14 protein-coding genes are annotated in these 11,220 nt (G+C 64.0%); 2 read left to right on the forward strand and 12 right to left on the reverse strand.

Translation table 11 applies throughout. The features are described 5' to 3' along the window. Nucleotides 1-21: 21 nt before the first annotated feature. From FJ988_RS22830 to FJ988_RS22850, 5 genes are all read right to left on the reverse strand, one after another. A complete protein-coding gene (locus tag FJ988_RS22830) occupies nucleotides 22-498 on the reverse strand; it encodes a molybdenum cofactor biosynthesis protein MoaE (protein ID WP_140820600.1) in 477 nt (158 codons plus the stop codon). 1 nt (nucleotide 499) lies between these two features. After that, the gene (moaD, locus tag FJ988_RS22835) at nucleotides 500-751 is read right to left on the reverse strand and encodes a molybdopterin converting factor subunit 1 (protein WP_140820601.1); all 252 of its coding nucleotides are present in this window, start codon (nucleotides 749-751) and stop codon (nucleotides 500-502) included. A gap of 1 nt (nucleotide 752) precedes the next feature. Continuing rightward, nucleotides 753-1,349 carry a CDP-diacylglycerol--glycerol-3-phosphate 3-phosphatidyltransferase gene (gene pgsA, locus FJ988_RS22840; RefSeq protein ID WP_140820602.1) on the reverse strand — a complete coding sequence of 199 codons (597 nt, stop codon included), beginning with the start codon at nucleotides 1,347-1,349 and terminating at the stop codon, nucleotides 753-755. A gap of 121 nt (nucleotides 1,350-1,470) precedes the next feature. Further along, nucleotides 1,471-3,576 (reverse strand): excinuclease ABC subunit UvrC, encoded by a 2,106-nt coding sequence (uvrC, locus tag FJ988_RS22845; protein ID WP_140820603.1) that lies wholly within the window; start codon nucleotides 3,574-3,576, stop codon nucleotides 1,471-1,473. Beyond that, a complete protein-coding gene (locus tag FJ988_RS22850) occupies nucleotides 3,573-4,337 on the reverse strand; it encodes an SDR family oxidoreductase (protein ID WP_140820604.1) in 765 nt (254 codons plus the stop codon). The genes uvrC and FJ988_RS22850 overlap by 4 nt, the downstream gene beginning before the upstream one ends. A gap of 413 nt (nucleotides 4,338-4,750) precedes the next feature. On the opposite strand from FJ988_RS22850, the gene FJ988_RS22855 reads away from it, so the two are divergent. Further along, the gene (locus FJ988_RS22855; RefSeq protein WP_140820605.1) at nucleotides 4,751-5,398 is read left to right on the forward strand and encodes an outer membrane protein; all 648 of its coding nucleotides are present in this window, start codon (nucleotides 4,751-4,753) and stop codon (nucleotides 5,396-5,398) included. Between the two features lie 169 nt (nucleotides 5,399-5,567). Here FJ988_RS22855 and FJ988_RS22860 read toward each other — a convergent pair whose 3' ends face one another. The 5 genes from FJ988_RS22860 to FJ988_RS22880 form a co-directional block, all read right to left on the reverse strand. Then, complete coding sequence (locus FJ988_RS22860) at nucleotides 5,568-5,996, reverse strand: GFA family protein (RefSeq protein ID WP_140820606.1); 429 nt, start codon at nucleotides 5,994-5,996, stop codon at nucleotides 5,568-5,570. 177 nt (nucleotides 5,997-6,173) lie between these two features. Beyond that, nucleotides 6,174-6,551, reverse strand: a complete 378-nt coding sequence (locus FJ988_RS22865) for a TfoX/Sxy family protein (RefSeq protein WP_140820607.1) — start codon at nucleotides 6,549-6,551, stop codon at nucleotides 6,174-6,176. A gap of 113 nt (nucleotides 6,552-6,664) precedes the next feature. Continuing rightward, complete coding sequence (locus tag FJ988_RS22870) at nucleotides 6,665-7,261, reverse strand: glutathione S-transferase (RefSeq protein ID WP_140820608.1); 597 nt, start codon at nucleotides 7,259-7,261, stop codon at nucleotides 6,665-6,667. A 261-nt stretch (nucleotides 7,262-7,522) separates the two neighbouring features. Then, entirely contained in the window at nucleotides 7,523-7,870 is a 348-nt protein-coding gene (locus FJ988_RS30940) for a hypothetical protein (RefSeq protein ID WP_181183640.1), read from the reverse strand. Between the two features lie 403 nt (nucleotides 7,871-8,273). Then, the gene (locus FJ988_RS22880; protein ID WP_140820609.1) at nucleotides 8,274-8,825 is read right to left on the reverse strand and encodes a DinB family protein; all 552 of its coding nucleotides are present in this window, start codon (nucleotides 8,823-8,825) and stop codon (nucleotides 8,274-8,276) included. A 157-nt stretch (nucleotides 8,826-8,982) separates the two neighbouring features. On the opposite strand from FJ988_RS22880, the gene FJ988_RS22885 reads away from it, so the two are divergent. Beyond that, the gene (locus tag FJ988_RS22885; RefSeq protein WP_140820694.1) at nucleotides 8,983-9,570 is read left to right on the forward strand and encodes a TetR/AcrR family transcriptional regulator; all 588 of its coding nucleotides are present in this window, start codon (nucleotides 8,983-8,985) and stop codon (nucleotides 9,568-9,570) included. 36 nt (nucleotides 9,571-9,606) lie between these two features. Here FJ988_RS22885 and FJ988_RS22890 read toward each other — a convergent pair whose 3' ends face one another. Together FJ988_RS22890 and FJ988_RS22895 are read right to left on the reverse strand one after the other, a co-directional pair. Next, complete coding sequence (locus FJ988_RS22890; protein WP_140820610.1) at nucleotides 9,607-10,443, reverse strand: DMT family transporter; 837 nt, start codon at nucleotides 10,441-10,443, stop codon at nucleotides 9,607-9,609. Beyond that, nucleotides 10,440-11,039: a TetR/AcrR family transcriptional regulator gene (locus FJ988_RS22895; protein ID WP_140820611.1), complete on the reverse strand. Its 600-nt coding sequence runs from the start codon at nucleotides 11,037-11,039 to the stop codon at nucleotides 10,440-10,442. Before FJ988_RS22895 ends, FJ988_RS22890 begins: the two co-directional genes overlap by 4 nt. Nucleotides 11,040-11,220 lie beyond the last annotated feature (181 nt).

Genomic DNA, 11,220 nt, shown 5'->3' on the forward strand with positions numbered 1-11,220 from the left:
GCCGCCAATTTCAGCGACGGTTCATCCACCCGATTTCTTCCAGCGATCCGCCGCTCGGTCATCAGCCTCCTTGGCCTCGACCCAGCCGCCATGCGAGCCGTCGGTGAGATGCTCTTTCTTCCAAAACGGCGCGCGCGACTTCAGGTAATCCATCAGGAAATTGGCGGCCTCGAAGGCGGCTTGCCGATGCGCGGACGCGGCGACCACCAGAACGATGTTCTCGCCCGGCGCTATCTTGCCGTGACGGTGGATTACGGTCAGCCCTTGCAGTGGCCAGCGCTCGGTCGCTTCGGCGGCGATGCGGCCGATCTCCGCCTCGGCCATGCCGGGATAATGCTCGAGCTCGAGCTCCGACAGCGCGCCCTGCTCGTCGCGGCAGAGACCTGAGAAGGTGACCACGGCGCCGATGTCGGCGCGGTCCCTGGTCAGGGCCGCGATCTCGGCGGCGACGTCGAAATCCTCGCGCTGGATGCGGATGCCGGGCACAGCGCCGGCCATCTCAGCCTCCGGTCATTGGCGGAAACAGCGCGATCTCGCGCGCGCCCGCGATCTTCTCGCGGTGGCCGACATGTTCCTGGTTGATGGCGACGCGGATCACGTCGGGAAATTGCAGCGCGTGCTCGTACTCCTCGCCGCGCGACTTCAGCCAGCGCAGCAGGTCGGCGACGGTCTCGATGCCGGCGGGCAGCTCGACATCCTCTTCCGGCTTGCCGATCCGCTCGCGCACCCAGGCGAAATAGATCAGCCGCATCTCACTCGTCCATGATGTGCTTGAGGCCGGCGCGGAAATAGTCGTAGCCGGTGTAGAGCGTGACGAGAGCCGCGACCCACAGCAGCACCAGCCCGGTCTGCGTGGTCAGCGGAAAGATCTTGTCGCCGGCCGGGCCTGCCAGCAGGAAGGCGATGGCGACCATCTGGATGGTGGTCTTCCATTTGGCGAGCTGGGTGACCGGCACCGAGACTTTCAGCGCCGCCAGATATTCGCGCAGGCCTGAAACCAGGATTTCGCGGCACAGGATGATGATCGCCGCCCACAGCGACCAGCCGGCGATGCCGGCATGGCGGTCGGTGTCGGCGGCCAAAAGCAGCAGGCAGGTGGCGACCAGCAATTTGTCGGCGATCGGGTCGAGCATCTTGCCGATGTTGGAGGTCTGCTGCCAGGCGCGGGCAAAATAGCCGTCGAAGTAGTCGGTGATCGAGGCGAGCAGGAAAATGGCCAGCGCCGACCAGCGGGCGAAGTCGGACGACTTCAGATGGCCTTCGAGGAAAAAGCATAGCACGACCAGCGGCACCGCGACGATGCGGGCGTAGGTGAGGATGTTCGGCAGGTTGAATGCGCGCTGGGCCATGTCGTCTCGGAATATCTCCTCCGCCACAGGTACTCAAATCAGAAGCCAATGTAGGGGGTCAACAGGCGAGATTCGATTGGACAGGGAAAAATGGCGTGAGATGCCGGTGGGCAACCACCCCTCAACTCTCGTGAAAATGATTGTAGACGAGCTTCGCCACGTGCTCGGAAATGCCGTCGACCTTGACCAGGTCCTCGACCGCGGCGCGGCTGACGGCCTTGGCGGTGCCGAAGGCGTGCAGCAGCGCGCGCTTGCGGCCGGGGCCGATGCCGGCGATCTCGTCGAGCGGGCTCTTCACCATCTCCTTCTTGCGCCGCGCCCGGTGGGAGCCGATGGCGAAGCGGTGCACCTCGTCGCGCAAACGCTGGACGAAATAAAGCACCGGATCGCGCACCGGCAACATGAAGCTCTCCCTGCCCTTGACGAAGAAGCGCTCGCGGCCGGCATCGCGGTCCGGACCCTTGGCGATGCCGATGGCGACGACCCGGTCCTCGACGCCGAGATCGGCGAGGATCTGGCGCACCGCCGTCATCTGGCCCTGGCCGCCGTCGATCAGGATGACGTCGGGCCAAGCGGGAAAGCTCCCATTGCCGGTGACCAGATCTTCCTCTCCGCCGTCGTCCTCGGCTTCCGCGCCTTCCGATGCGGAAGGCTTCTGCTCGTCGCCGTGCTCGCGCAGCAGCCTTGAGAAGCGGCGCTGCATCACTTCGCGCATCATGCCGAAATCGTCGCCGGGCGTGATCTCGGTCGAGCGGATGTTGAACTTCCGGTACTGGTTCTTCACAAAACCTTCCGGCCCGGCGACGACCATGGCGCCGACGGCATTTGTGCCCATGATGTGCGAGTTGTCGTAGACCTCGATGCGCACCGGCGGTTTTTTGAGGCCGAAGGTCTCGGCAAAACCGTTGAGCAGCCTCGCCTGAGTCGAGGTCTCTGCCAGCCTGCGGCCAAGCGCCTCGCGCGCGTTCTGCAGCGCGTGGTCGGTCAGGTCCTTCTTCTCGCCACGCTGCGGCACCGAGATCGCGATCTTGCGCCCTGCACGGGTGGAGAGCGCCTCGGCGAGCAATTCCTGCTCCTGCACGGCTTGAGAGAGCAGAAGCGTCCGTGCGGGCAGTTTGTCATCGTAGAACTGCGCCAGGAACGAGCCCAGCACCTCGGCCGGCTCCAGCGCCGGATCGGCCTTCGGGAAATAGGCGCGATTGCCCCAGTTCTGGCCGGTGCGGAAGAAGAACACCTGGATGCAGGTCTGGCCGCCCTCGGTGTGGATGGCGAAGACGTCCGCCTCCTCCACCGTCTGCGGGTTGATGCCCTGATGCGCCTGCACATGCGAGAGCGCCGCCAAGCGGTCGCGATAGATGGCGGCGCGCTCGAAGTCGAGTTCTTCGGAGGCCTGCTGCATGGCGCCTGAAATCTCGGTCCGCACCTTCTGGCTACGGCCGGAGAGGAAATCCTTGGCTTCGGCGACCAGTTCGGCATAGCCCTCATGCGAGATCTCGCCGGTGCAGGGCCCGGCACAGCGCTTGATCTGATAAAGCAGGCAGGGCCTAGTACGGTTCTCGTAGAAAGAATTGGTGCAGCTTCTGAGCAGGAAGGCGCGCTGCAGCGAATTGATGGTGCGGCCGACCGCGCCGGCCGACGCGAAAGGCCCGAAATAGTCGCCTTTGCGCGAGCGCGCGCCGCGATGCTTGTAGATGCCGGGCGAAACATGGTCGCCGGTCAAAAGGATGTAGGGGAACGACTTGTCGTCCCGCATCAGCACGTTGAAGCGGGGCCGGAGCCGCTTGATCAAATTCGCTTCGAGCAGCAGCGCCTCGATCTCGGTGCGGGTGACGACGAACTCCATCGTCGCCGTCTCGCGCACCATGCGGCCGATGCGGACGGTGTGGAAACGCCCTTGCGCGTACTGGGTGACGCGCTTCTTCAGGCTGCGCGCCTTGCCGACATAGAGCACATCGCCGTTAGCATTCATCATGCGGTAGACGCCGGGCTGGTTGGGCAGGCGCTTGACGAAGGTCTGGATCACCTCGGCGCCGACCATGCCGTCGGCATCGCCGGCATGAGGCGTCCAGTCGATGGCCGTGAAGGCGACATCGGGACCGCTGGGCGCGACTTCCGGCTCGACGATCTCTTCGGTCGCCTCGTCCTCGATGTCGAGATCGGGGTCGAGATCGCGCGGCATGTCGTCGGCGGCGCCGCCGCGTCCAAGTTTGCGGGCTGAAGGACTCATTCCACCATGCCTGTCACATCCGGCGTCTGCCACGCAAGATGCTGGCCCCCGTCGAGCGCGATCATCTGTCCGGTGACCGAGCGCGCCTGCCAGAGATAGCGGATCGTAGCGCCGAATTCGGCCAATTGCGGGCCGCGCTTCAGGATCAGGCCCTCGACCTGCCGGTCGAAATCGCGGTCTTCCTGGCGCGTATTCTTCAAGGTCGGACCGGGACCGATGGCATTGACGCGGATGCGCGGACCCAGCGCCTGGGCCAGCATCTCGGTCTGCGTCCACAGCGCCGACTTCGACAGCGCGTAGGAGAAATAGCGCGGCGTCGGGCGCCAGACGCGCTGGTCGATGATGTTGACGATCAACCCCTCCTCGCGCTCCGGCAAGGCTCGGGCGAATTGCTGCGCCAGGAGCGCCGGCGTCTTGACGTGGATGGCGAAGTGGCGGTCCCAAGCCTGCCAGTCGAAATCCTCGACGCTGTCGTCGACGAATAAAGAGGCGTTGTTGACCAGCAGCGTCACCGGACCGAGCGCGGCCTGCGCACGGCCAATGAGGCCGGCGACGGCATCCATGTCGGTGAGATCGGCTGCGACCACGGCGGCGCGGCCGCCCTCGCCCTTGATATGGTCCGCCAGGGCTTCCGCGTCATCGCCGGAACGATTGGCGTGGATGGCGACGGCAAAGCCGTGCGCGGCCAGATCCTCCACGATTGCCTTGCCGATCCTTTTGGCTCCACCCGTCACCAGCGCGACGGCGGTCGCTTTGCTCATGCTGTCAATCCTCAATCGGCTTCACGATTCCGGGGAGCCGGCACAATATGACGGACCAAGCGTTAAATGCCATTTCCACCTGGGGCGGGAATGTGGCGAAGCGGCCCGCGGACACACTCTGCCAGGCCCGGATTCGGACGTGTCGTCGCCGAATATAGGCCGCGAGACCCCATGAACCAAGCGGTGTGCGGCGCAACATCATTAGCCTGCTGACATCTCGCTGTTGCGAAGATGCAACGTCAAGTTTCAGCCTCATTCGCGCCGGGGAATGACCCAAGTTCAGGTTCGCTTCAGCCGCATTTGAGCACGACATTTGGAACCGTCGAGCGCCAGGCCCGTTTATCCCCCCGGACGGGCCGGGGCATTCATGAACAACCAAGCCTAAGTGTCTTAGTGGCTTAAGGAGTATAACAATGAAGACCAATCTCAAATTCGCGCCGCTCGCCGCTGCGCTCGGGCTGTTCGCCTTTGCCGGTACCGCGTTTGCTGCGGACGTCGTTTCGGAAGAGCCGCCGGCTCCCGCCCCGGTTGCCGAGCAGCCCGTCGCTGCCTGGGCCGGCCCCTATGCCGGTGTCACCCTGGGCTACGGCTTCGACGGCCATGCCAATGCCCGTGACGCCGGTACCAATGTGAAGACCAAGGGCTTCGTCGGTGGCGTTTTCGGCGGCTATCAGTGGCAGCAGGAGAACTTCGTTTATGGCGGTGAAGCCGACCTCGGCTACAACGGCACCAAGGGCGACAGCAACGGCATCAGCGCCAAGTCGGGCCTGGAAGGCTCGCTGCGCGCTCGCCTGGGTTATTCCGTGACGCCTGAGATCCTGCTCTACGGCACGGGCGGTCTTGCCGCGAAGAACCAGAAGATCGAGACCGCCGGAACCAGCGACAGCAACGCCATGCTGGGCTGGACTGCCGGTGTCGGCACCGACATCAAGATCACGGACAACGTGTTCGGCCGTGTCGAGTACCGCTACACCGACTACGGCAGCAAGGACTTCGACAATGTCGGCAACGTCAAGTCCAAGGACAACCGCGTCACCTTTGGCGTCGGTATGAAGTTCTAAGTCGCATAAGCCACGACACGGAAAAGCCGGGCCTCGCGCCCGGCTTTTTTGTTGGGTGGCGCCTCCAATTTGTCCTACGGGAAGCTGAAGCGTCCCGTTGTGCCTTCCTAGCCCGATCGCTTGCAGGTTTCGAAAACTTTGTACGAGCAGACAACAAACTGACTGCGCGTCAGGGCCTCTCGGCTGGCGGACGCGGCGACGGTTCCTGCTGGAAACCGTCATGCGCCGGGATCAACGGCAGCTGGTCCAGCCACTTCGCCTTGGAGCGGATCAGGACTTGCGCATCGGGTCGGTACTGGCCCGGATCGGCCAAGGTGGCGGCATGGACGTGGATCTCGGACGGCCATCTGTCGGAGCGGAAGTAGAGCCTGGTGCCGCAAGACGGGCAGAATCCGCGAAACGTGTTCGGGGTGCTTTCATAGTGGTTGATGTCCCCGGTCCAGTTCACCTCATCGCGCCTTAGGCCCAGGAAGGCGGTGATGGGTGAGGACGTGGCGCGCTGGCAATCGGCGCAGTGACAGACCAGGTTGCGCGTGACCTCCCCGGAATAGGCCCAGGTGACTGCACCGCACATGCAACGTCCCGTCAAAGATGTCATTGCGCCCTCCGCGGCCGCCTGTCCAGGACGGCCAGCCATGCAGCGTAGAATAGGCCGCGCAACTTCTCTCAGGCTGGCCGTTTTGCGACCTCAATGCATGTCGCCCAAAAGTGCGTAGCGGTTTTGGGACAACGACATGCATAAAACAACAATCTAAAGCGCGTCGCATAAGGCCGTTCAGGCGCGACGCGCTTTGGCTGGCTTGACCTTGGGCGGCAGCGTTTCGACGAAAGCCAGCGCGCGATCGAGCCAGGCGGCGAGGTCGGCTTCGTTCGCCACCCCTTCCGGCGCGACACGGACATAGCCTTCCATCGAGCGCCCGCCCATCTCCATCGGGCTCGCATGAGGGCCGCCGGCCGCGGTCGCATGCGCGGCTTTGCCGACGCGAACCAAGAGCCCGCGCTTCGAGGTGCCGATCAGCATGTTGCCGTTGAGCATGAAGCAGGTGCCGCCGAACATTTTCTGCTCGGTGAAGGCGCGCGATCCAAGGGCTGCACGCAGGCGCCCTACCATCGGATCGATTGCGACGCTGGTTTTGCTAACCGACTTCGCCATACCACCGCCTCCGCGATTTTGCACCGCGACAGGCAAGCATGGAAGTGCCGGGTGTTCAAGCTGGCGCGGGGCCGAAGCCGCCAATCTCCCGACAACAGGAGATCGGCTTTACCTCACGCCGGCACCGCCGGCTTCAGCTCCGGGAACTTCTCGTCGAAGCGCGCGGCCCAGCGCACGAGCCGGCCGCGGCCCTTTTCCCATTGGCCGCCGAAACGCAACGCCAGATAGCCAAGCGTGGCGCGCAGCGCCATCTGGCCGGCGGTGATCTTCTTCGGCAGTTTCGGCGGGTTGGCGTTGAGAAGATCGAGCGCGGCGGTGATCTTGGTCCACTGCCGGTCGAGCCAGGGTTGATAGACCATCTCCTGCGGCCGCGTGCGCCGCTCATAGACCATCGAGAGCGCGCAGTCGCAGATGCCGTCGGCCAGCGCTTCGAGAGTTTCGGCCTCGAGCCGCTTGTCCGGATTGCGCGGCAAGAGCGCGTTCTTCGACAGCCGGTTGAGGTGTTGCGTGATGGCGCGGCTGTCATAGATCGAGCGGCCGTCATCGAGCACCAGCACCGGGATCTTGCCGAGCGGATTGGCCGAGATCAACTCGGCCGGCTTCTCCTCGGTCTTGATCGGCACGAGGTCGATGGCGATGCCGGCATAGGCGGCGGCCATGCGGACCTTCGAACTATAGGGAGAGGTGGAGGCGTAGAGCAGCTTCGGCATGATCGGTTCCCGGTTGTTTGCCGATACTGTTGACCGATCATGGCCTGCAAGACAACGGCCAGTGGCGGGAAACAAGCCAGCCAATCGACGAGCGGGAAATGTTGCGACGACAGCGGCAAACAAAAAAGCTCCCGGAAGTTTGCCCTTGGCAAAGTTCCGGGAGCTTTAGGAGGAGCGTCCGCTCCGTTACGCCAGACTGGCGAGAGGGGCGCCATCGGCGCCCACCCTCGCCTGCTCACGCTCGGGAGCGAAGCTACGCGATTACTTCTTGCCGGCCGGCTTCTTGGCCGGAGCTGCCTTCTTCACGGCTGCAGGCGCCTTGGCGGCCGCTGCCTTCATCGGAGCCTTGGCGGCGGGCTTGGCCGCTGCCTTCGCTACCGGCTTCTTGGCGGCGGGCTTCGCGGCTGCCTTCGCGGCCGGCTTGGCTGCTGCCTTGGCGGCGGGCTTTGCCGCGGCCTTGGCCGCCGGCTTCGCTGCTGCCTTGGCCGGAGCCTTGGCGGCTGCCTTCGGTGCCGCTGCCTTCTTCACTGCAGGTTTCGCGGCAGCCTTAGCTGCCGGCTTCTTTGCCGGCGCTTTCGCCGCCGGCGCCTTGGTTGTCGTCTTTGCCATGCGATGCCCCTTGCGTTTTGCCTAGGGTCGTGAGTGACCCGGCGTCTTCATGCATATCTGACTCGCGACTGTCTAGCCAGCGAAGCAACACAATGATTTTCAGTTATTGAATTTTGGTTACTTCTGATACGCGATGATGCATGTCAGGGGAAAAATTGTGAGCGAATCTTTCACTTTCGCAGTGACGGCCTGGGTGACAGACTTTCGCGCACCTTCTATCGCTGGATCATCGGACCGAAAGCCGGGAAACCTTGATATCTGAATGTGAGCTATCTGCTCATAATAGACAATCGATCCAGAAACGTCCGTTTGATCTTGTCCAACGAAAACATCTACAGATGAACGAGCACAAAACGGAGATACCCAGCAACGAAAGCTAGTGCCATTAAAGCGAGCTATCGGCTCACATTCTATTGGCCCGCGGCTGAGGCCCCCGTGCCTCGGGGCTACCCGCCAGACGGCGCGCCGGTTCGGCCTGGTGCAGGTGGACGGAGTAAGTGTCCCAGGGCGGCGAGGCCAAGATCCCGGCCAGCATTCGGCCGATCTCGCCGCGATGATAGCTGCCGTGCAGCACGACATGGGTGAGCATCTCCTGCCTGGTCATGCAGCCTTTGTCGCCATCGGTGAAGATGAAGGCGACGGGCTCCGCAAGCCCTTGCTCCGAAACGGTTTCGAGATAGTCGAGATACCAGCGATCGGTCTCGGCCACCGCGGCGCGCAGCGCGTCCGGCAGCGGCGTCTCCTCGGTGTTGTCGCTGGCATAGCCATGGGCAGTGCCGGCCAGATGCGCGGCGAATATCCGCGACACGACATGGATGTGGTTCATCAGCCGGATCGCTGCTTGGCGCTCTTGCGCATTGCTATCCGGATCCATACCGACGAGCCTTTCCAGAAATTCGTCATTGGCCCAGGCCTGGTAGACAAGCAGGTCCTTCAGCAACATCTTGGCGCTCATGCGTCGGCTCCATTTGCGAGCGTGGTTCGTGCAATTCCGGACGCAAACCGCTCCAAATTCCACCCGGATTTGCGTTGGCGTCGAATGTGAGTAAGCTGTTCATATCTTCGGGGAACCGGCCAGGATGTCTACTCGCATTGCAAAGTCCGTTCCACGCATGCGCAAGGCGCCGCGCCAGGCGCGTTCGATCGCAACCGTGGAGGCGATCATCGAGGCCGGTGCTCGCGTTCTGAGCGAGCTCGGCTGGGGCGGCTTCAGCACCAACAAGGTCGCCGAGGCAGCCGGCGTGAGCATCGGCTCGCTCTATCAATATTTTCCCGACAAGCTCGCTTTGGTCGAAGCGATTCGGCGCCGACACTTCGATCATGTGCTGTCCGTGATTCGCGAAGCGGCAGCGGATGAGAAGCCGCTCAGGCAATTCGCGCGCGAATTGGTGCGCGGCATGATCGATGCACACTCGATCCATCCGACGCTGCATCAGGTGCTGCTCGACGAGGCGCCCGGCGACCGTGGCTCGCGCGCCGCGCACGCCTCGTTCCAGTCACGCTATCTCGAACATTATACCGCCGCCGTCACGCAATACCGCCGGCGCCGCAAGGACACAGAGACGATGGCGCGCGTGCTGTCCTCGGCGATCGAGGGCGTGATCCACAACGCGGCGCGCCGCAACATGCTGGAAGCGCCGGAGTTGCAGAAGCAGCTCGTCGAACTGATCTTTGCCTATCTGTCGCCGGCGACGCGTTGAGCGCCGGATCGGCAGGCGACAGCCGAGGACCGGCGCTTACCCCTGATAACCGAGGCAGATGGCGCCAAGCGCGACGACGGCGCAGGCGCCGACGCGCCGCGGCGTCAGTTGCTCGCCGAGGAAGAAGCGCCCGATGAAGGCGGCGAAGACGACGCTGGTTTCGCGGATGGCGGTGATCGGGCCGGCAGGACCGAGCGCGAAGGCGGCGACCACCGCGCCATAGGCGAGCAGCGCGAACAGACCGCCGGCAAGCGCCTGCCGCGTCTGCGGCGCGCGCCACTCGACGGCGAGACGGCCGCGCAAAGCGATGAAGGTGGCGGGCAGCAAGGCGCCGTAGGCGAGCAGCACCCAGGCTGTGTAGGCGCCGCTGCTGCCGGCCGCGCGCACGCCGATCGCATCGACGGTGGCGTAGGCGGCGATGATCGCGCCGGTGGCCAGCGCATAGAGGATCGAAATCGTCGAGGCCCGCTCCCGGCCCAGCGACAGGCCCATGATGCCGCACGCGACCAGCGCGACGCCGACGATTTCGGGCATGCTGAGTTGCTGGCCGGCCAGGCCAAAGCTGCCGAGCGTGACCAGCAGCGGCACGCTGCCGCGCACGATCGGATAGACTTGGCCGAGCTCGCCATGGCGATAGGCGGCCACCAGGAAGACGCTGTAGCCGACCTGAAGCACGGCCGAGGCTACGACATAAGGCCATGCCGCGGCGGCCGGCAAGGCATGCAAGAGCGCCAGCGGAACGGCAAGCACGGTGCTGGAGAAACTCATCACGGTGACCGTCCACAGGCGGTCGGCGCCGGTGCGCAGGAAGGCGTTCCAGCGGGCATGCAGGATGGCCGCGAACAGCGCGAGCCCGACCACCGCCGCGCTCATTGCAAGTTGCTCCCGCTGGGCAGGCTGCTCGCGCCGGCCATAATTGCGGCGGCCGCCTTGCGGGCATTGCCGATGGCCGCGTCCACCTCGCCCATCTGCGCCATCAGCGTGGCGCCCTCGATCAGCATCAGCAGCGCGGCGGCTGCGCCTTGCGCCCGTTCGCGCGGCATCGCCGCCTCGAGGATCGCCTGCATGCGTTGCCGCAGACCGTTCTTCTGCCGCGACACAGCCTGGAATACCGGATGTCCAGGATCGCCGAACTCGGCGAGCGCATGCGCGAACAGGCAGCCGTGGAAATCCGGATCGCGAAACCAGCGCTCGTGCCAGTCGAGGATCGTTGCGATCTTTTCTTGCGGCGTCGCCGGTTCGGCCATCAGCCGGTCGAGTTGGCGTTCGAAACGGCGGGCGCGATGTTCCAGCACCGCGACGATCAGCTCGTCCTTTGCCGGGAAGTGTCGATACATGGTCATCTTGGCGATGTCGGCCTCGGCGATGATGCGGTCGATGCCGGTGGCGTGGAAGCCATCGCGCTTGAACAGCGCATAGGCGGTGTCGACGACATGCTGCCGCTTGGCCGAGGATGATGGAGGTGTCATGGCGCTAAGATCTAACTGGTGATGAGACAGGTCTGTCTCTTTTCTAGCGATACCTCCGCCTTATGTCAATTGGCGAAGTCGGATCGACCTCGCAGCCGAGCGTTTGATTTATTTTCTCAGAGCGCTGTCGATTCCGCCGAGGCCCGTTCGTCGTATCATCGCAACCAACCAACGAAGGACA

Source organism: Mesorhizobium sp. CU3 (assembly GCF_006442965.1).
Taxonomy (GTDB): Bacteria; Pseudomonadota; Alphaproteobacteria; order Rhizobiales; family Rhizobiaceae; genus Mesorhizobium.

Excerpts from the sequence above, each read along its gene's own strand:
- FJ988_RS22830 (WP_140820600.1), bottom strand. The coding sequence starts at position 498 with ATGGCCGGCGCTGTGCCCGGCATCCGCATCCAGCGCGAGGATTTCGAC.
- moaD (WP_140820601.1), bottom strand. The coding sequence starts at position 751 with ATGCGGCTGATCTATTTCGCCTGGGTGCGCGAGCGGATCGGCAAGCCG.
- pgsA (WP_140820602.1), bottom strand. The coding sequence starts at position 1,349 with ATGGCCCAGCGCGCATTCAACCTGCCGAACATCCTCACCTACGCCCGC.
- uvrC (WP_140820603.1), bottom strand. The coding sequence starts at position 3,576 with ATGAGTCCTTCAGCCCGCAAACTTGGACGCGGCGGCGCCGCCGACGAC.
- FJ988_RS22850 (WP_140820604.1), bottom strand. The coding sequence starts at position 4,337 with ATGAGCAAAGCGACCGCCGTCGCGCTGGTGACGGGTGGAGCCAAAAGG.
- FJ988_RS22855 (WP_140820605.1), top strand. The coding sequence starts at position 4,751 with ATGAAGACCAATCTCAAATTCGCGCCGCTCGCCGCTGCGCTCGGGCTG.
- FJ988_RS22860 (WP_140820606.1), bottom strand. The coding sequence starts at position 5,996 with ATGACATCTTTGACGGGACGTTGCATGTGCGGTGCAGTCACCTGGGCC.
- FJ988_RS22865 (WP_140820607.1), bottom strand. The coding sequence starts at position 6,551 with ATGGCGAAGTCGGTTAGCAAAACCAGCGTCGCAATCGATCCGATGGTA.
- FJ988_RS22870 (WP_140820608.1), bottom strand. The coding sequence starts at position 7,261 with ATGCCGAAGCTGCTCTACGCCTCCACCTCTCCCTATAGTTCGAAGGTC.
- FJ988_RS30940 (WP_181183640.1), bottom strand. The coding sequence starts at position 7,870 with ATGGCAAAGACGACAACCAAGGCGCCGGCGGCGAAAGCGCCGGCAAAG.
- FJ988_RS22880 (WP_140820609.1), bottom strand. The coding sequence starts at position 8,825 with ATGAGCGCCAAGATGTTGCTGAAGGACCTGCTTGTCTACCAGGCCTGG.
- FJ988_RS22885 (WP_140820694.1), top strand. The coding sequence starts at position 8,983 with ATGCGCAAGGCGCCGCGCCAGGCGCGTTCGATCGCAACCGTGGAGGCG.
- FJ988_RS22890 (WP_140820610.1), bottom strand. The coding sequence starts at position 10,443 with ATGAGCGCGGCGGTGGTCGGGCTCGCGCTGTTCGCGGCCATCCTGCAT.
- FJ988_RS22895 (WP_140820611.1), bottom strand. The coding sequence starts at position 11,039 with ATGACACCTCCATCATCCTCGGCCAAGCGGCAGCATGTCGTCGACACC.